This window comes from Bifidobacteriaceae bacterium (assembly GCA_031281585.1).
Classification (GTDB): domain Bacteria; phylum Actinomycetota; class Actinomycetes; order Actinomycetales; family WQXJ01; genus JAIRTF01.
On record JAITFE010000072.1, the window covers coordinates 1 to 18,879 of the forward strand.

Annotated in this window: 10 protein-coding genes and 3 pseudogenes; 3 read left to right on the plus strand and 10 right to left on the minus strand. The window is 68.9% G+C overall.

Annotated elements, in window-relative coordinates; all coding sequences use genetic code 11:
• The 5 genes and pseudogenes from LBC97_08575 to LBC97_08595 form a co-directional block, all read right to left on the minus strand.
• A partial coding sequence (locus LBC97_08575; GenBank protein ID MDR2566097.1) for a transposase occupies window positions 1-222 on the minus strand: 222 nt, incomplete at its 3' end.
• An 86-nt stretch (window positions 223-308) separates the two neighbouring features.
• Window positions 309-485 (minus strand): annotated as a pseudogene (locus LBC97_08580) (hypothetical protein).
• Window positions 486-637: 152 nt separating this feature from the next.
• A pseudogene (locus LBC97_08585) lies at window positions 638-886 on the minus strand (hypothetical protein).
• Window positions 774-1,166: a hypothetical protein gene (locus tag LBC97_08590; protein MDR2566098.1), complete on the minus strand. Its 393-nt coding sequence runs from the start codon at window positions 1,164-1,166 to the stop codon at window positions 774-776. Before LBC97_08590 ends, LBC97_08585 begins: the two are co-directional and overlap by 113 nt.
• Before the next feature lie 2 nt (window positions 1,167-1,168).
• The gene (locus LBC97_08595) at window positions 1,169-5,626 is read right to left on the minus strand and encodes a DUF6531 domain-containing protein (GenBank protein MDR2566099.1); all 4,458 of its coding nucleotides are present in this window, start codon (window positions 5,624-5,626) and stop codon (window positions 1,169-1,171) included.
• A 2,333-nt stretch (window positions 5,627-7,959) separates the two neighbouring features.
• Here LBC97_08595 and LBC97_08600 point away from each other — a divergent pair.
• Window positions 7,960-8,058: pseudogene (locus LBC97_08600) on the plus strand (polymer-forming cytoskeletal protein).
• A gap of 2,574 nt (window positions 8,059-10,632) precedes the next feature.
• Here LBC97_08600 and panB read toward each other — a convergent pair.
• Both panB and LBC97_08610 read right to left on the minus strand, forming a co-directional pair.
• On the minus strand, window positions 10,633-11,448 hold the full coding sequence (panB, locus tag LBC97_08605) for a 3-methyl-2-oxobutanoate hydroxymethyltransferase (protein ID MDR2566100.1): 816 nt from the start codon (window positions 11,446-11,448) through the stop codon (window positions 10,633-10,635).
• Window positions 11,449-11,495: 47 nt separating this feature from the next.
• Complete coding sequence (locus LBC97_08610) at window positions 11,496-12,053, minus strand: hypothetical protein (protein ID MDR2566101.1); 558 nt, start codon at window positions 12,051-12,053, stop codon at window positions 11,496-11,498.
• 142 nt (window positions 12,054-12,195) lie between these two features.
• On the opposite strand from LBC97_08610, the gene LBC97_08615 reads away from it, so the two are divergent.
• Window positions 12,196-13,536: a glutamine synthetase family protein gene (locus LBC97_08615; protein MDR2566102.1), complete on the plus strand. Its 1,341-nt coding sequence runs from the start codon at window positions 12,196-12,198 to the stop codon at window positions 13,534-13,536.
• Complete coding sequence (locus LBC97_08620) at window positions 13,536-16,706, plus strand: bifunctional [glutamine synthetase] adenylyltransferase/[glutamine synthetase]-adenylyl-L-tyrosine phosphorylase (protein ID MDR2566103.1); 3,171 nt, start codon at window positions 13,536-13,538, stop codon at window positions 16,704-16,706. The genes LBC97_08615 and LBC97_08620 overlap by 1 nt, the downstream gene beginning before the upstream one ends.
• A gap of 13 nt (window positions 16,707-16,719) precedes the next feature.
• Here LBC97_08620 and LBC97_08625 read toward each other — a convergent pair whose 3' ends face one another.
• The 3 genes from LBC97_08625 to LBC97_08635 all read right to left on the minus strand — a co-directional run bounded on the left by LBC97_08625 (window position 16,720) and on the right by LBC97_08635 (window position 18,755).
• Complete coding sequence (locus LBC97_08625) at window positions 16,720-17,151, minus strand: PIN domain-containing protein (protein MDR2566104.1); 432 nt, start codon at window positions 17,149-17,151, stop codon at window positions 16,720-16,722.
• Window positions 17,152-17,268: 117 nt separating this feature from the next.
• The gene (locus LBC97_08630) at window positions 17,269-18,366 is read right to left on the minus strand and encodes an AI-2E family transporter (GenBank protein ID MDR2566105.1); all 1,098 of its coding nucleotides are present in this window, start codon (window positions 18,364-18,366) and stop codon (window positions 17,269-17,271) included.
• The gene (locus tag LBC97_08635) at window positions 18,363-18,755 is read right to left on the minus strand and encodes an aspartate 1-decarboxylase (protein ID MDR2566106.1); all 393 of its coding nucleotides are present in this window, start codon (window positions 18,753-18,755) and stop codon (window positions 18,363-18,365) included. The genes LBC97_08630 and LBC97_08635 overlap by 4 nt, the downstream gene beginning before the upstream one ends.
• Window positions 18,756-18,879 lie beyond the last annotated feature (124 nt).

An 18,879-nucleotide genomic window follows, 5' to 3' on the forward strand; every position in this document is an offset into this window, starting at 1 on the left:
GGTGCCGTCTTTCGCCCACCGGTCGTAGCGCCGCCAAACCGACTGCCACGGCCCGAACTCGCCGGGCAGGTCACGCCACGGGCACCCCGTCCGCAGCCGCCAACAGATCCCCTCGACCGCCGTCCGGTGGTCGTTGAACGGGCGCCCGCTGCCCTGCCGAGGCGGCAGCACCGGCTCCACCCGCTCCCACATCTCATCAGTGAACTGAGGACTCCTCGCCATACAACCCACCATGCCACGCCACAACACAAACCCTTACGAGACACGCCCTAGAGGCCTTGATCGCGGCTTCGCCGCGATCAAGGCCTCTAGTCGAGTTCCCAGGCCAGACCCTCGACGCTGGGCAACCTCGACTGGTCGCGCATGAACTCGGCGACCGCTTGCATCGCAACATCGCGCGGCACCGCGTGCCGCGCGTCGACCTCGGTGGCCGAGCCCCCGTAGCTGAAGCGGCTGGTGGCCTGCCCGCGCGGGCTGGGCTGCCCCCGGTCTTCGGGGGAAGTCTCTTGGGGCGCGGGTCACATCGCAGGCGGTTCGGGACGTGTACTGCCACCACGGCCAGGACAAAGGCGCAGGTGGGGGCATCGTGCGGGCTACAGCACCCGCCGCCAAACGCCAACGCGGAAATTGGCGCTAGGGGAAGCATCGCCCCGCACCCATTCGCCTCCGCGCAAGGCATCCGATTGATCCAGAGCGTCGCCTGCGTGAGCCCTTCGTCGTGCATGGTGGCCGCCGCGTGCGCCTCAACATGGGTGTTTGCCCCGCACCGTCCCCTATTCAAGCTCCCAGGCCAAATCGTCAACTGCAGGTAGTTTGCAAGCGTCCCGCATGAACTGGGCAACCGCGAGCACCGCCACGTTCCGTCGCACAGCCCGCCTCGCGTCAACTTCGGTGGCCGAGCCCCCGTAGCTGAACCACACGGTGCCGCGCGCACCGGGAAGGTCGCCGACCGAACTGTAGAACTCGACATCATCCGACCAGAACAACATTACGCCGTCGGGCGACAGCGCCACCGTTAGGCAATACGGACCGCTTTCAAGCACGACTGCGGTGCCGCCCCCGTTTGCCTGATCGTCGTCAAGAGCGTCCAGCAGCCAGAACACTTCCGCCGGGTCGGCCACGTCCTTCGACTGAACATCATCGGGATCGGTCAACACCCAGCTCATTTTCACGTTCCCAGCCCCCTCCCGACCACCCGAATGGTCTGGAAAATCGGCCCTACGCTACCCTCCGGTACCACATGAATGGTGAGAATCGAGCCTTCGGGAACCATCCTATCGAGCATGATGGCGCACCCATTCGGCGCCGCGCAGGGTTTTCGGTTGATCCAGAGCGTAGCGTGCGTCAGACCTTCGTCGCGCATCGTCGCCGCCGCGTGCGCCTCAACATGAGACTTGGTCAGGCCGTTCATCCCTGGTGTGGGAGGCCTTCCCCATGCCGGGGGATGCTGGCCGCTGACCAGGGCAACTTCGGTGCCGTCTGGGCGGACGAGGGTGCCTCTGGTCTTTCCGTCGCTTCCCGGGCCCTTCTTTGCGTAGGCTGGCACCCGAGCATTCGGCGGTTTCGGGCCTTTCGGCTTGGGCTTGAGTTTGCTGATCAACGATTTGCCGGCCGTCTGCACCGCAGTGGAAGCTTTCCCCCAGGCGCGGGCGCCGGTTTGGGCGGCTGTGCGGCCGGCGTTTGCGACTCCCTTGAGGGCGGCGCCGGTGACGTGCCGGGCGGTGCTCACGCCCACCGCCCCGCTGGTGGCTTTGCCGCCGCGGCTGAAGGAGACGAGGATCGTGGCGATGGTCGCGCCTGTGACGCCCCATCCGAACGCGTCGTCGCACAGGTCGAGCCATTCCGAGTCCCAGCCCATTTCCACGGCCAGGTGGGAGAACTCCCCGAAGCTGAACACGTCGGCCGCCCCGTACAGGGTGTTGGTTATGTCCCGCGCGCCTTGTCTGAGCACCGCGCCCCACCCGTCGGAGGGTGTCAGCCCGGACGGGTCGGTCAGTTGGAGGGGGTTTCCGGCGGCGTACCCGTAGGCGTCGCCGGTGGCCGAGTCGGCGGGGTCGGCTGAGAGGAACACCCCGGTGGCGGTGTCGAGCCATCTTGCGCGCAGGTAGACCAGCCCGGTGGCCGGGTCGGCGTGTTCGCCGGCGTACCCGAACGCGGTGACCGTGTTTGTGCCGGGCAGGCCGGAGGCGGCGAGGGGTTGGCCGTAGGCGGTGTACCCGGACGCTGCCGCCAGTTGCCCGTCGGGGTTCGTGACCGCCCGGATCGAGCCGGTCAGGTCCCCGTGGAGGAACAGCGCCGAAGACGGCTCCGACGGCGCCTCCCCCTCGGATCCGGCGCCGTCTCCCGCGCCGGTTCCAGGCGGGTCGCCGCCTCCGGCCCCGGCCCCGCCAGGTCGGGGTCCGCCCGGAGGCGGGGTGTTGGCGGGGTGTTGGCCGATCGGGGCGGTCCCCAGCCCGTAGACGAACAGGTTCTGGCCGTCGGTGAGCATGACGGGGACTCCGCCGGTCTGGTCCCAGGTGAACGCGGACGAGTCGGCGACTTGCCCGTCGGGGCCGGTCGCGACGGCGGTTTGAAGGAGCCCGGACGCGTCGTACGTGTACGCGACCGCGCCGCCGTCGGGGGTGGCGGCGCCGGTCAGGTTCCCGGCCGGATCCCATGAGTACTCCCGTGTCAAGGTTCCGTCGGCGGTCTCGGAAACCCGGTTGCCCAACTGGTCGTAGCCGTAGACGGTGGCCGCCCCGCCCAGGGTCGAGGAGACGGGCCGCCCCGAAACGGGCTCGTAGGCCAGGGCCAGGCCGGTGTCCAGGGCGGTGACCAGCCCGCCGGGGGTGTGCGAGACCGGGTTCGAGGCCCCCTCGTCGGCGGTCACGGTCTTCAGGCGCCCCTGGGCGTCCCAGGCGTAGGCGGCCGACGAGGAAACCGCGGCCCCGACGTCCCCGTAGGCGGCGTCGACGTCTGAGAGCAGCCCGGAGTCCGTGTACCGGTAGCCGAGGTCGAGGACGGCCCGCCCGTCCGGGCCGGTCGTGGTTATGGAGGTGACACGGGAGTCGGGGTCGTAGGCGTAGGCGGTTAGGGCGCCGTTCGGGTAGGCCAGCGAAGACACCCTGCCGTCCTGGTCGTACGCGTACCTGTAGACGCCGCCGTCCGGCCCGGCCACCTCGGTCAACCGCCCCGCCAGGTCGTAGGCGTAGGCGGCCTCCTGCCCGCCGGGGTACGTCAACCGTGCGAGCCGCCCCCACCCGTCGTAGGCGTAGGACACGGTCCCGTTCGGGCCGGACACTGACGCGACCCGCCCGGACCCGTCGTAGGCGTACCCGGTCCCATCCGAGACCGCCGCCAGCCTGCCGAACTGGTCATACGCGTACGCGACGTCGTCGGCGCCGTCCGGGTGGTCGACCGACGCCAACCTGCCCAACTGGTCGTAGGCGTAGGCGACCTGGGACCCGTCGGGGCGGGTCACCGCCTGAAGCCGCCCGGCGGCATCGTAGGCGTAGGCCGTGGCCCCGGCGGCCGGGTTCGACTCCGCCACCGGGCGCCCGTCCAAGTCGTAGACGGCGGACCGGACCCGGTTATCAGCGTCCCGATAGGTCAGCGGCCTGCCGGACGCGTCGTACGTCCACGAAGCCGCGACCTCCGAGTCGCCTTGCCCCGTGGCCCGCCGGGAGACCAATCCGGTCGCGGTGTAGGTGGTGTTCTGGTAACGCCCCTCCGGATCGGATACGCCGACCAGGCGCCCAGCCCTGTCGTACGCGTACGCGACCGTGTTCCCGGCGGGGCTGGTGGCCGAGACGACCTGCCCGTTCTTGTCGTACGCGTAGCTGGTGGTGGCGCCGGTCGCAGAGCGGACCCATGTCAAGTTCCCGACCTGGTCATACCCGTACCGGGTCTCGTTCCCCAACGGGTCGGTCTCCGCGACCAGTTGCCCCAGCGCGTCGTAGCCGTAACCGGTGACGGCCTCCTCCCCGTCCGGGTTGGTGACTTTGGCCTCGGCGACCCGCCCGGCCGGGCCGTACACGTAGGTGGCGACCAGGCCTAGTGGGTCGGTCACGCTCACGACCCGCCCCGATGTGTCGTAGGCGTAGCTGGTGACGTTCCCCAAGGGGTCTGTGACAGTGGCGGGCAAACCCGAAGGGTGGTACGTGTAGGTGACGGACAGCCCGTCCGGGCCGGTCACGCTGGTCAGGAACCCGTGCGGGTCGTACCCATAGGTTGTGGTCAGCCCGTCCGGGTCGGTTTCAGTCAAGACCCGTCCGATGGAGTCCACGGTCCTGCTCGTTGTGACCCCCTCCGGGGTGGTTTCCGCCACCGGGTAGCCGTGCGAGTCGTAGCCGACTGTTCGCACGCCGCCGTCCGGGCCGGTCAGGGCGGCCACTGTCCCATCCGGGTTGACCGTCAAACCGGTGGTGTTCCCGGCCGCGTCCGTCACCGAGGTCAAGTTCCCGGCCGGGTCAAACGTGGACAGGGTCGCGGCACCGGACTCGTCGACGGTCTTAGCCAAATGCCCGGCTTGGTCGTAAAACGCCCTCGTCTCATAGCCGCCTTGGACGCCCAATGGATCCGTGACGGATAGAAGGCGCCCGTCTTGGTCGTAGGTGTACCTCATAACGTTGCCCAAGTCGTCGGTAGCCGAGGCGACCTGGGACGGGATCAGGCCCTGGTACCCGTAGGTGACCGTCCTCGCCAACTCCGTGCCGAACCCGTAGGTGACTCGCAGCAACGTGTGGTTCGAGTACTCCTCGCGGGTCTTGGAGCCGTCAGGGTCGGTGATGGTTGTGAACTCGCGTTCGTCGTCATACTCGAAACTGGTGACCCCGCCGGCCGGGTCGGTTTGCGCCACCACCCGGTCCTGGTCGTCGTACGCGTTCAGGTAGGCGCCGCCGGTCGGCTGGTGGATCTCGGTGACGCGCCCAGACCCGTCGTATCGATACTCGACTCCGGTCCCGTCCCAAGAGGTGGCTTTGACCAGCCGCCCGTTGACGTCGTACTGGTAGGACACCACCCGGCCGGCCTGGTCCGCCACCTGGCGGACCTTCAACCCGTCATAGGTGACCTGCAAGAAGCGGCCCTTTTGATCCGCCACCGCAGTCACCCTGCCGTCGGCGTCGTGTTCGACATCGACCCGGTTGCCGTTCTCGTCCTCCAAAGCGGTCAGCGCCCCTCCGGAGTCGAACAGGAACCGTTGGGCGTCGCGGCGGGTGAACACGAAACCGCCGTCGGGAAGCTGTTCCAAGTCGGCGCGGACCCGCTCCAACGATCCGTACCGGCCATCCGAGCCCTTGGTGAAGTCGACTATCGATCCGTTTTCCTGCACAACCCTGATCTTCGGGGCGTTCTGCAACGTGATTTCCGAGGACGCGGCGACCGCCGGGGCGACCTGCAAACTCATGTCCCAGTTGGAGCGCCACCCGCGCCCGAGGGTCCCCTCATATCCCCGGTCGAACGTGGAGAAGCTGCGGGTCCACGCCAGCGGCGGCCCGGCCCCGTCCATGGCCAGGTCCTCAGCGGTTTCCCACCACTCGCCGGTCGCGGTCGAGACCGGGTCGCCGTGGCAGACCACCGAGTCGTACACCGAGGGGTTCACGCCGCACAGGTACTCCTCCAGAAGGTCGTAGTCGGGTGGAAACATGGAAACCCAACCCGAGGTGGCAACGGCGCCCCCGTCGGGATAGCCGAGCTCCCTAGTGTTCTCGTGAACGGCGCCCATGTAGTAGGCGTACCCGGAACCCGACCAATGTCCTGGGGGGTCGTCGTAGGGATGGCAAAAGGTGTCAAGACCGCCGCAGAACTTGAACGAGCCGGCGCCGCTTCGGGAGCTTTGGTGGACCACCCTCCGGTAATACGCGTAAGGGGCGGCGTCATCCAGCGTGGGCGTTACCGACAAGATCACGACCACCTCCGGTACAGGTGCCGAAAAGGTGGAGCTTGACCAGAGGTGCCCGGTCGGGGTGGCGGTCAAATCCACGCGCCCGAGCCATCCGTCGTTGCGGACGTGGACCGTGTTCGACGCTGCTACGGCGTTGTCGCGCGGGATGGTCGAGTTGTGGTCGTGGACCTGGTCTGTGTGGTACACGAACGCCTGATACGTCGCGTCAGACCGGTACTGAGCTTGCTGGAAGAAGGACTGCAAACTGTAGATTCGCTGGTCCGGGGCCTCGGTGGGCAGTTGGAGGCAGAAATGCTGCTCGCGGCGCGGGGACACCTCCGGTGGGGCGTCGCCGATGAGGTCCTCGCAGACGGCGAGCTTCGCGTCGCCCAACGGCTCGGACAACAAGACCGTCAGCTGTGAGTGCTCAAAGTTGTGTATCAAAGTCGCCGAAGTCGACAACGTCAGCGTGCCCTGCCAGCCGGGGTGTGTGGCCTCGAACACGCCGGAAGACCAGGACCGGCCGTCGGCGCCCGATCCGATTTTGCGGACCACCGCCTGGTAGCGGCGCGTTTCCAGGGGCTTGGCCGAGAGATGGCCCGTGAACAGGGACTCCAGGGTGCACCACTTCTTTTGGGCGCTGTCTGCGGGGCATTCCCACGCCGTCCGCCCGTCGGCCAGGTCGACCACTTGGAGGGTGTAGCCCACGCCGAGCGGGCGGGTCAACGCCATCGTCAAATCGGTGTACGGGTTCTGCGCGGTCGGCTGCGTGCCCGTCAACGCGATCTCCCCGCCGAACCCGACGTGTTCCACTGAGATCTGCCGGGCGGCTCTGGCCTGGGCCAAGTCCTCGCACCCGTGATTGGCGGGCAGGACCGCGACGGTCAACATGCCGACCGTCTCCGGGGGGACCGTCCACCCCAAGCTGGCCTCCGACCAGGCGGTCTGGGCCGCAGCGCGGTTGTAGGCCAGTCTGCCGTCCTGGTCGCAGGCGATCAGCGCGAACCCCTTCTGCATGGGGGCGGACAACGACACATGGACGTTCACCACCGGGTCGGCGGCGTCCACCACGCCCAGGCCGCCGGTGTCCGCCGTGACCGCCAGATCGCCTTCCCACCCGCGGTTCCACAGCCCCACGGTCTTCGAGGCGGTGGCCCGGTCCGCCCCGGCCGGCCAGGACGGGGGAGCGTCGCCCACGGGCATGACGGCGGCGGTGAACACCCATTCCTGGTCGGACTGTCCGGCCGCGAGCCGGACCTCGCACACCGACCGGGCGCAGGAGGCCTTCGGCTGCCGGTCCACCCCGTAGATGACGATCCATTTCGACGCCGGGAGCGCCGGGGTGGCGGTGGCCCGCAGCAGCACGGTCTCCGTCGCCGGGTCAAGCCCTCCGACCGCCTCGAACGCGAACTCCCCGGACCAACCCGGGTTCCAGACCTGGACCGTCCTGGATCCGACAACCAACCCGGACTCCTGGGAAGCTGTGAGCGTCTGCCCGGACCATGCCGGGGTGACCACCGCCGCGGTGAACAACACCGGGTCCTCCGTGACGGGCACCGCCGGGTTGAACGGGCACGTCGCCGTCTGGCACACCGCCGCGCTCGTCCCGTCGGGGCCGAACAACACCACCTTGTCGCCGGCGGGCAGCGCCCCGGTCGCCTCCACATCCAACGCGACCGTCTCCGCGACCGGGTCCAACACGCCCACATGGGCGAACCGCAGCTCCCCTTCCCAGGTGGCGCCCGCCACCTCGACCGGGTCGGAGGTGGCGGACCACACCGCCACCCCCGGCGGGACGTACTCCGCGTACTTGTACTTATGGCCCACCTGCGCCCGCAGCGTCCGCACCGTGTGCGAGGGCACGTTCATCACACGGGTCAACGCCGACCCGCACACCGGGTCCTCCTCTCCTATGCCGCACGTGAACCACGGCGAGCCGTTTTGGTCGATCACCCACGCGTCATAAACCGAGGAGGAGTCCAAGTACTCCGAGAACTCGGCCGTCACCCGGTACTGGCCCGCAACCCCGGTCGGCTCCGCCGTCAACGCCACCTGCCCCTGCCAACGCCGCTGGTCTCCGGACACCGCCACTGAGGACATCCCCCACCGCAACTCCGGCAATCCCACCTCCGGCAGGTCGGGGGCCACCACGACCGTGTAGACCCGGTCCTCCGCCGGGGAGGGAACCACCGGCTTCCAGGTCGCCAGACCGCCCGGATACGAATATGACACCGCGACCCGTCTGCCCGCGTCATCGTACAAACCCGCCCGCACCCCGTCCGGCAGCGGCGGGTCGAACGCCGCGCCCAGCCGGGTCTGGTACCCGTCGCGCAGCCGCCACGCCTCCAACTCCAGATACTCGTCCACCTCCGCCGACACGGTCCCGGACCACGCGTCCCGGAGGATTCCCAGTTCGGCGCGGGCGTAGATGCCGTCTGCCGGCGGGGTCGCCTGGGCGGCGGTCAGCGCGACGTACGCGTAGAGGGTCTTCAGCCCGCCCGGCGGGACGGCCACCGTCACCTCGCCGCCCTTGGCGCGGCACGCGTCCTGTTGGCACGCCCACAGGCGCGTCCCGGAGTCGTCGTACACCGACATCACATACGGGGACGGGACTTTCTTCGACGGCGCGATGGTCACCACCGCGCTCGGCGTGCCGGCCGGCAGTTGGGGTTGGGGGGTGGTCAGCGCCACGTTCCCCGCCCAACCGGCGTGGGTTACCTGGACGGACCCGGCCGCGCGGACGTCTTTCACCGGGCGCCCGGTCGTGGGGTAGTCCTGGGCCACGTACGCGGTGTAGACCGCGACCTGCCCGTCTTTCGGCGTCACCTTTACGGACAGCTTCTCCCTGCACGATGCCGTCGACGCCGAACAGTACCCCACCCTCTTTCCCGTCAAGTCGTCGTAAACCGACATCACGTACGGGGACACCAACTTGATGGACGGGACCACGCTGATAGTCGCCTGCGGGTCGACCACGTCCACCACGTCCCGGTCTGCGGTGAGTGTGACTTGTCCGGTCCAGCCTTGGTTGGCGATGGAGACGGATCCGGAGGCGCGCACATCTTTGGCGGGTGGTCCGGTGGTGGGGTAGTCGGCGGCGACGTGGGCCTCGTATCGTTTGGTTTGCCCGTTCGGGATGGTCACGACGGTCCGCCAGACGTCTTTGCAGGCGTTGTTGGAGGCTTGGCAGTAGGCGAGGCGTTTGCCGGTGTCCGCGTCGTAGAGCGACAGGGCGTAGGGGGAGACCAACGGCAGGGTGGTGGCCACGTGGACGGTCGCCTTCGGGTCGGCGGCGTCGACCAGGCCCCGGTCGACCCACACCTCCAGGGACCCCAGCCAACCCTCGTTGACGACCCTGACCGACCCGGAGACCCGCACGTCCTTCGAAGGCGGCCCCGAGGTCGGGTTGTCGGCGGCGACGAACCCGGTGAAGGTCCGCTCAGCCCCGTTCGGGACCGACACCCGAACCGACCAGCCGTCCCGGCAGGCCGCGCTCGACGCGGCGCAGTACCCGACCCGTTTGCCGGTCTGGTCGTCGTACAGGGACATCGAATAAGGGGCGGCCAGGGGGATGGACGGGGCCAGGGTGACCGTCGCGGCCTGGTCGAACGCGTCCACCACCGCCCGGTCCACCGTGACGTCCAACCCCCCGACCCAGCCCCGGTTCGACACCTGGACCGAACCCGACGCGCGCACGTCCTTCGAAGGCGGCCCGGACGTCGGGTACTCCGCCGCCACGAACGCGGTGTACGTCTTCGACTGGTAGTTCCCCACGCTCACCGCCACGTCCCAACCGTCCCGGCACGAGCTGTTCGACGCCTGGCAGTAACCGACCCTCTTGCCCGCCTCGTCATACAACGACAACGAATAGGGGGCCACCACCCGGATCGAGGGGACCACCGACAAAACCGCCCCCGGGTCCGCGGCGTCCAACACCGCCCGGTCCGCCGACACCGACAAAGAACCTGTCCAGCCGACGTTCACCACCGACACCCGCGCCCGCGCCGACACGTCCTTCGACGGGAACCCCGACGACGGGTCGTCCGTCGCGACGAACACCGCGAACGCCCTCTCCGAATCGTTCGGGACCGACACCTCCACATCCCAAGACGACCGGCACGCCGCGTTCGCCGAACCCGAGCAATACGCCACCCGCTTCCCCGTCGACTCGTCATACAACGACAACACGAACGGCGACGGAACCTTCACCGACGGGCGGACCCGCACCGTCGTCTTCCCATCCGCCGCGTCCAACACCGCCCGGTCCACCGTCACATCCAGCAAACCAGCCCACAACTCCGCCGCCTGAGCCGGGAACACACCCCCAAAACCCACCGCCGAAACCCCCACAACCAAACCAACCGACCACGCCACCACACGACGCCAACCACACCAACCCGCCCCCACACGCCGACGGGCCGCACCGGAGTCGGAATCGTCGGTGACCGGGGCAAAACTTGAAACGCTCACAATGGGCTCCTTGGGGTTAGGTCCACGGCGAGCCGCGCGCTGGGCGGGCCGCTGCCAGGGACGGAGGCCGGGCTGTCAGCCACACCATAACGAACCCGCCAAGGGGGCGCCAAGTGTAAAACCACTCAAGTCTTCACCGGGTTCCCCGCCGAACACGGCCACGACCCGCCGCCGCCCGGCACAGGCGAGCCAAGATCGGGCGCTCGCCGGAGCTGGTGAGTCAGGGCCAGATGCCCGCCGGAACTGGAGAGACGCAGTGGGACGTTCGCCAATCCGGGCGCGATTGGCGGGCGGCCCCGTCAGGAGTCGAAGGAGTGCGCCCCGTCGGGGTAGGCGGCCTCCCGGACGGCGGCGGCGTAGGCCGCGGCGGCGTCCCGCAGGGCCGCGCCCACCTCGCCGAAACGCTTGACGAAAGACGGCTGCCAGTCGCCCATGCCGGCCATGTCGGTCCAGACCAGGACCTGGCCGTCGGTGCCCGCCCCCGCGCCAATCCCGATGGTCGGGATGTCCAGCGCGGCCGTCACCTGGGCCGCCAGCGGGGCCGGCACCAATTCGAGGACCAGGGCGAACGCGCCTGCGGCCTGAACCGCCTGGGCGTCTTCGAGCAGGCGGCCGGCGGAGGCGGCGTCCCGGCCCTGGACCCGGTTGCCGCCCAGCGTGTTGACCGACTGCGGGGTGAACCCCAAATGCGCCATGACCGGTATGCCGGCCCCGGACAGCAACTCGATTTGAGGGGCCACACGGGCCCCGCCCTCGAACTTGACGGCCTCCGCGCCGACCTTCATCAGGGCCGCCGCCGAATCGAAGCACCGCTCAGGGGAGGCCTCGTAAGTGCCGAATGGCAGGTCGGAGACCACCAGGGCGCGGGACGCACCAGCTGCGACCGCCTGGGTGGCCCGCACGCAGTCGTCCAAACTCACCGGCAAGGTGGTGTCATACGCCAGCACGGCGTTGCCCATCGAGTCGCCAACCAACAGCAAATCAATCCCGGCGGAGTCGAAAATGGCCGCCGTGGGCCTGTCGTAGGCGGTCAGCATGGTGATTTTCTCGCCCGCGCGCTTGGCCTCACCAAGATGCTGGATTCGGATCTTCTTGACGTCTTGGAGCCGTCCCACTGGCTCTGCCTTTCCCTCGATTGCCGGCTAAACCGCCCGCCGGGCCCTCACTTCGCCGTCCACAACGTTAGCCCCTCGTGGTCCGCCGGGGCTGGGCTGATCGGATGACCGGCCTGGTCCGCCGCGTAGGCCAAGCCGTCCGCCAACACCAGGACCGCGTCGGCCGCGACCGCGCGGACCGGGCCTGGGACCCGCCCGATCGCCAAGGCGAAACGGTGCCCGCGGGCGCTGAAGACGGCATCGTCCGCGTGGTCCGAAGAAGCTGTGGCGAGCGCCACCTTGCCCTTGTGCAGCACCGCCGCCGCGTTGGTCGGCCGGTCCGCCAAGCCGGTGCCGGTGGTGCCCACCACGACATGGCGGCCGCCCAAGCCCTCGCGGTCCAAGGCGCGGGCCAACCGCGTGAGGGCCTGGTCGGCGTGGCGGCGCAGGTCGTCCCCCGCGCCGAGGTCGCTTGGCCCAACGCCGGTCAGCATCAACTCGGGGAACACCGTGACGGCCGCGCCCAGTTGGCCGGCCCGGCGCGCGTACTGGAGGATTTTGGCCTCGTTGGCGGCCACCTCGCCAGGTCCGGGCCTGGCTTTGACCAAAGCGACTGTGGCTGCCATCAATTCAGCGTACCTTTTCCAGTGCCGTCGCTGCCGTGGGCGCCCCCGCCCTTCCACCCAGGCCCGCCGGGTAACGTCCGCGACACACGGCCGTGGCAAACTGGCAACGTTGAGAATCGCCTAAAGCAGTAAAGGAACCTGAATGGACAGGCAGCAGGAATACGTTCTGAGGGCCATGGAGGAACGGGACATCCACTTCATCCGGCTCTGGTTCACAGATGTGCTTGGAATCCTCAAGTCCGTCGCGATCGCGCCGGCGGAGTTGGAGGGGGCTTTCCAAGAGGGGATCGGCTTCGACGGGTCGGCGATCGAGGGGTTCACGCGTGTTTACGAGGCGGACATGGTCGCCATGCCAGACCCGACCACCTTCCAGTTGCTGCCGTGGTACGGGGACCGCCACGGCACGGCCCGCATGTTCTGCGACATCTTGACGCCCGATGGCGACCCCTCGCCCGCCGACCCCCGTTACGTCCTGAAGCGGGCGTTGAAGCGGGCCTCGGACATGGGGTTCAGCTTCTACACCCACCCGGAGATCGAGTTCTACCTGTTCAAGTCCGGGACCGGGCGGTCCACCAACCCGCTGGTGCCGGTCGATTCGGGCGGATACTTCGACCACACCGCGCGGGGCACCACCAACGATTTTCGGCGCATCGCCATTGAGATGCTGGAGTCGATGGGCATCTCGGTGGAGTTCTCCCACCATGAGGCCGGCCCCGGCCAAAACGAGATCGACCTCCGTTACGCGGACGCCCTGACCATGGCGGACAACATCATGACCTTCCGGTCGGTGGTCAAGGAGGCGGCGCTCTCGGAAGGGGTCTTCGCGTCCTTCATGCCGAAACCGATGGCCCGGTTCCCCGGCAGCGGCATGCACACCCACTTCTCTTTGTTCGAGGGTGACCGCAACGCCTTCTTCGACGCAGACGCGGAATACGAGTTGTCCAAGACCGCGCGCGGCTTCATGGCCGGCCTGCTGCACTACTCGCGCGAGATTTCGCTGGTCACCAACCAGTTCGTGAACTCCTACAAGCGGCTGTGGGGCGGAGCCGAGGCGCCCAACTACGTTTGCTGGGGCCACAACAACCGGTCCGCGCTGCTGCGCGTGCCCATGTACAAACCGGGCAAGCCGCAGACCGCGCGGGTCGAGTTCCGGGGCATGGATTCGGCCGTCAACCCCTATCTGGCGTTCGCCACCATCCTGAGCGCCGGCCTGAAGGGGATCGAGGAGGACCTGCCGCTGCCGGCGGAGGCGGAAGACGACGTTTGGGCTTTGACCGATGCCGAGCGGCGGGCTTTGGGTATTCAGCCTCTGCCGCGCTCGCTGGACGAGGCGATCCTCATCATGTCGGAGTCCGAGTTGGCCGCGGAGACGCTGGGGGAGCACGTTTTCGAGTTTGTGCTTCGCAACAAACGCCAAGAGTGGAACGAGTACCGGGCGCAGGTCACGGCCTACGAACTGGAACGTTTCCTGCCCATCTTGTGATGGCTGTTCCTGGTCCGCCCGGCGCGGGGGGACGGGTCCGCTCGGTTGGCGGCGAGTTGATCCGGGCGGGCGTGGCGGACGCCGAGCGCGCGCTGCGGTGCTTGGACGAGATAGCGGAGGCCGGGTTCGAGGTCCAACCGGCCGGACTTTCGGCTGTGGCGGACCCGGACCTGGCTCTGTTGACGCTGGCGCGCGTCGCCGCGACCGCTGGTGGCCGGGCGGCGCTGCAAACTGTCTGGTCCGACGCGCGCGCGACCGGGCGCCTGCTGGCCGTGCTGGGCGGCTCGGCGTCTCTGGGGGACCATCTGGTGCGCCACCCGGAGCAGCTTGCGGTCCTCGGCGAGCCGGACATTCTGGCTGGCACCCGTGCGGAGAAGGCCTTGAGCCGTTCGGGCGGGCCGATCGGCGCCGCCGACGGCGTGGGCGAAGCCGACCCGGTGCGCCGGGGACAGGCCGACCAGGCGGCGGGCGCCGCAACGGCTTCGGGCGACCTCGCCGACTTGGCGGACCCGGCCCTGCCCACCGAACGCCAAGCGGCGTTCAGGGCGGCGCTGCTGGAGGCGGTTGGCGCGGACCCGGCGGCGGCCGTGCCCGTGGCCGCGTCCAGCGAACCGGAGCCGCTGCGCCTGGCCTACCGCCGCGCCCTGTTGCGGATCGCCGCGGAGGACCTCTCCGCCGCCGCGCCCACGGCCCTGTTTCCGCAGGTGGCCAGCGACTTGGCGGACCTGGCGACGGCGGTGTTGGAGGGGGCGTTGGCGGTGGCCCGGGCCGGCGTGGACGGCCACGAGCGGGCGCGCCTCGCGGTCATCGCCATGGGCAAGACGGGGGGGCGGGAACTCAACTACGTTTCGGATGTGGACGTGGTCTACGTGGCGGAGCCCGCCGGCCCCGGCGTGGCCGAGGCGGACGCTTTGGCGGTCGCCACCCAGTTGGCCAGCGCGTTGCAGCGGGCCACCTTCGGCCCCGCGAAGGAGCCGGTCATCTGGCAGGTCGACCCCAACCTGCGGCCCGAGGGGAAGAACGGCCCGCTGGTGCGGACCCTTGACTCGCACTTGGCCTACTACCGCAAATGGGCCAAGACCTGGGAGTTCCAGGCCCTGTTGAAGGCCCGTCCGGCCGCCGGGGACGCGTCGCTGGGGCGTGAGTACTACCAGGCGACCAGGGAGTTCGTGTGGAACGCGGTCGAATCCGACAACTTTGTCGAGGACGCGCAGGCGATGCGGCGCCGGGTCGAGGAGCATGTTCCGCCGGCCGAGGCGGACCGCCAACTGAAACTGGGACGCGGCGGGCTGAGGGACGTCGAGTTCACCGTCCAATTGCTGCAGCTGGTCCACGGCCGGTCTGATCCGTCGATCCGCGCCGCCACCACCTTGGCCGCCCTGGACGCGCTGCGGGACGGGGGCTACGTGGGCAGGGCGGCGGCCGGCCGCCTCGCCGAGTGCTACCGGTTGATCCGGGTGCTGGAGCACCGGCTGCAGCTCTACCGCCTGAAGCGGACCCATCTCATGCCGACCGCGCCCGCCGATTTGCTGCGGCTCGCCCGCGCCGCCCGCGTCCAACCCGCCGCGGGCGCCGAACTGGAAAAGACGTGGTTGGCAACCCGGCGCGAGGTCCGCTCCCTGCACGAGGAGTTGTACTACCGCCCGCTGCTGCCGGCCACGGCCAAGCTGTCGGCTGGGGAGGCGACTTTGTTGCCCGATGCCGCCCGGTCGCGTCTGGCCGCCTTGGGTTACCGGCACCCGGACGGCGCCATGCGCCACATCGCGGCGCTGACCAGCGGCGTGACGCGGCAAAGCGCAATCCAGCGGCAGCTCTTGCCGGTCATGCTGGGCTGGTTCGCGGACGGCGCGGACCCGGACGCGGGGCTGCTGTCCTTCCGGCAGTTGTCCGAGGCGTTGGGTTCGACCCACTGGTACCTGCGGCTGCTGCGCGACTCGGCCGGCGCCGCCGAGCGGCTGTCGCACGCGCTGGCGGCGTCGAAGTTCGTCGCGGAAAACCTGGCCCGCTCGCCGGAGTCGGTGCGCTGGCTCGACTCGGACCGGGACCTGGAGCCCCGGCAGCCCGAGGATCTGCGCAAAGAGCTGACGGCGGTGGTGGACCGCCGTGAGTCCGCCCAGACCGCCGCCACGGCCGTGCGGGCCCTGCGCCGCCGGGAGCTGACCCGTCTGGCGACGGGCATGGCGTTGCGCCGGCTGGACGACGGCGCGGCGCGCTTCGCCGTCTCTTCGACCGCCGGGGTGGCCCTCGGGGCGGCTTTGGCGCTGGCGGCGAAGGCGGTGTCCGGCGAAGACGGGGGCCTGCTGGTGGACTTGGCTGTGATCGCGATGGGCTCCCTGGGCGGACGCGAGATGGCCATCGGCTCCGACGCGGACGTAATCTTTGTCCACCGGGCGCGTCCCGGCGCGGAAGAGGCGGCCGCCCAAAGCCAGGCGCAGGCGATCGCGACCGAGGCGCGCAAGCTGCTGGGCGGGATCGGGCCCGAACCCCCCTTGGAAATCGACGCGGATCTGCGCCCCGAGGGGCGGGCCGGCCCGCTGTCGCGGTCGGTGGACGCGTACCGGGAGTATTACGCCCGGTGGGCGCTGACCTGGGAGCGCCAGGCGCTGCTGCGGGCCCGGCCGCTGGCGGGGGACAGGGCCCTGGCGGAGGCATTCATGGCGGTGGCGGACCCGGTGCGGTACCGTCCGGGGGGCCTGAGCGAGAAGGAGTTGACGGATCTGCGGCTGCTCAAGGCCCGCATCGAGGCCGAGCGTCTGCCGCGCGGGGTGGAACCGGCCCGCCACGTCAAACTGGGCCCTGGAGGGCTCCTCGATGTGCAGTGGGTGGCCCAGCTGTACCAGCTTCGCCACGCCGGCGACCTGCCGGGCCTCAGGGTGACCGGCACGGTCGAGGCGTTGGAGGCGGCGGTCGCGGCGGATCTGATCGACGCGGCGGACGTGTGCGTCCTGATCGAATCCTGGATGCAGGCCATGTCGATCCGCAACGCCAACGTGCTGTGGACGGGGCGGGTTGGCGCGTCAAGCGACGTGCTGCCCTCCGACCCGCGCCAGCTGCGCGGAGTGGCGGGCTTGATGGGCTATCCGCGCGGCTCCAGCGCGGAGCTAACCGAGGACCGCGCGCGCGTGGCCCGCCGCGCCCGCCAAGTCTTCGACCGCCTCTTCTACGCCTGAACAGTCGGCGGGATCAATCAATCGATCCGCGAGGCGCGACCCAGAGCTGTTCCAATCCGCTGACTGCGGCGATGCATTCGAAATCCGCGTCGTAATGCAGCACTCCCGCCTCGGCATCTATGGCGATTGCCGCCGTCAGGACGTCGGCCGCCCCGGCGGCCCGCACGTGGCCGGTGTTCCAAAGCGCGCCTTGGATCGAGCGGGCCCGTATTACCACCTCTGGCGTCACCTCAAGCACCGGCAGACCGGAGACGGCATCTCTCAGGCGGTTCCATTGCTCGGCGGATTGTGCGGTGTAGCCGATCTCGAGCATCGTGGTCGGACTGATTGCGCAGATCCGCTCCCTGGCAAGGCGTCCTACCGTTTCGGCAACTGAGGGGTGGCGCCAGGTTCGCACAAGGGCGCTGGTGTCGATGATCAGCCAACGGGGACCCGCCGCGCTCATCGCCTGGCGCCCTGGCGCGGCGCATGAACATATGGAACTACCGCCACCTGACATATGGAATGGAAATGGGGACGGTACCTATTTCGCTTGCGAAATAGGTACCGTCCCCATTTCCGCTCAGTCGTTGCTGGCCGGTTTGGGCGCGTCCGGGGCGTCCTCGTCTTCGTCTTGGCGGAGCAGCGCGTCGTCTACCAACTCGTAGCGGTGGACGTAGGTGGAGATGATCGCCTGGCAGGTGGCGACCAGGGGGAGCGACAGGAAGGCGCCGATCGGTCCGAGCAGGATGCCCAGGGCGAGAACCGAGATGAACGCCACCGCGGGGTTGATCTCCATGGTCTTGGAGGTCAGCTTCGGGGCGACCAAGAAGTTCTCGACTTGCTGGTAGGCGACTATGAAAACGACCACGGCCAGGCCCTTGAGCGGCGATTCGGTCAGCGCGACCAGGACGGGCCCGGCGCCGCCCAAGTAGGTGCCCACAGTGGGGACGAATTGGGAGACTATCCCGGAGAACAGGGACAGGGGCAGCGCGTAGTCCACCCCGACGATCAGCAGGAAGATGTAGGTGGCCGTGGCGTTGATCAGCGCCAGGATGACGCGGGAGGAGATATAGCCGGCGGTCTTCTCTTGCGCGGTGGCCCAAATCTTGAGGACCACCCGCTGGTGTTCGGGCGGCAGGGGCGAGCACAGCGTGGCCCGCAGCCGGGGCCCCTGGGCGGAGATGTAGAAAACCAGCATGAGCAGGCCCAGGAAGGAGATGAGCCCCGAGAAGACTTGGGTGCCCACCGCCCAGGCGTTGGCCGCCAGGGTGGAGCCCCACTTCGAAACGAGTTGCTGCAGCGCCTCATTCTGCGTTGGGATGCGGGCTCCGAACTTGTCGACCAGCCATTTGGTGACGGCCTCGTAGATGTCCGGCACGCGTCCGAACAGTTCGATGACCTGGTTGACGAACATGGAGCCGAAGGCGGCGACCAGCCCGGCCACCGCCAGCGCGGCCACCAGCATCACCAGGCCCGTCGCCAGACCCCGCTTCCAGCCCTTCTTCACCAGCCAGTCGACCGGCGGCTCCATCGCCAAGGCGACGAACAGCGAGGTGACCACAATCATGATCAGCGACGCCAACTTGCCGATCGAGTACCAGACGACCAGCGAGGCCGCCACGACCAACACGACTTTGATGGCGGCCCTGGTCAGCCAGGGCGGGGCGCTCTGCTTCACGTAATCGACCCTAGCCCGGGAGCGGCGCCAAGAGACTCAATCCGGTTGGAGCCGTCCACAAAGGCGACTTTGGGCCGGTGCGAGTTGACGCCGGCCTCTTCGACCAGCCCGTAGGCGACCACTATGACGATGTCGCCAGCCCGGCTCAGATGCGCCGCCGCCCCGTTGACCGCCACGGTGCCGGAACCCGCCGCCCCCGTGATCACATAGGTGGTCAACCGGTTCCCGTTGGAGACGTTGAGGACGTCCACCTGCTGGCCTTCGACCAGGTCGACCGCGGACATCAAGTCCGCGTCAATGGTGATCGAGCCGATGTAATCCGGGTTCGCGTCGGTGACCGTCGCGCGGTGGATCTTGGACAGCAGCATGGTCCGGCCGATGACGGCCATATTGTCTCCTCCCAGTAGCTGGCAAAGCCGGGACCAAGTTTATCCGGCGGCCGCGCGGCATGGTGAAACGAAAGACCGACCGCCGGGTCTGGGTACCCGACGGCCGGTCGGTTGGGAGAGGACG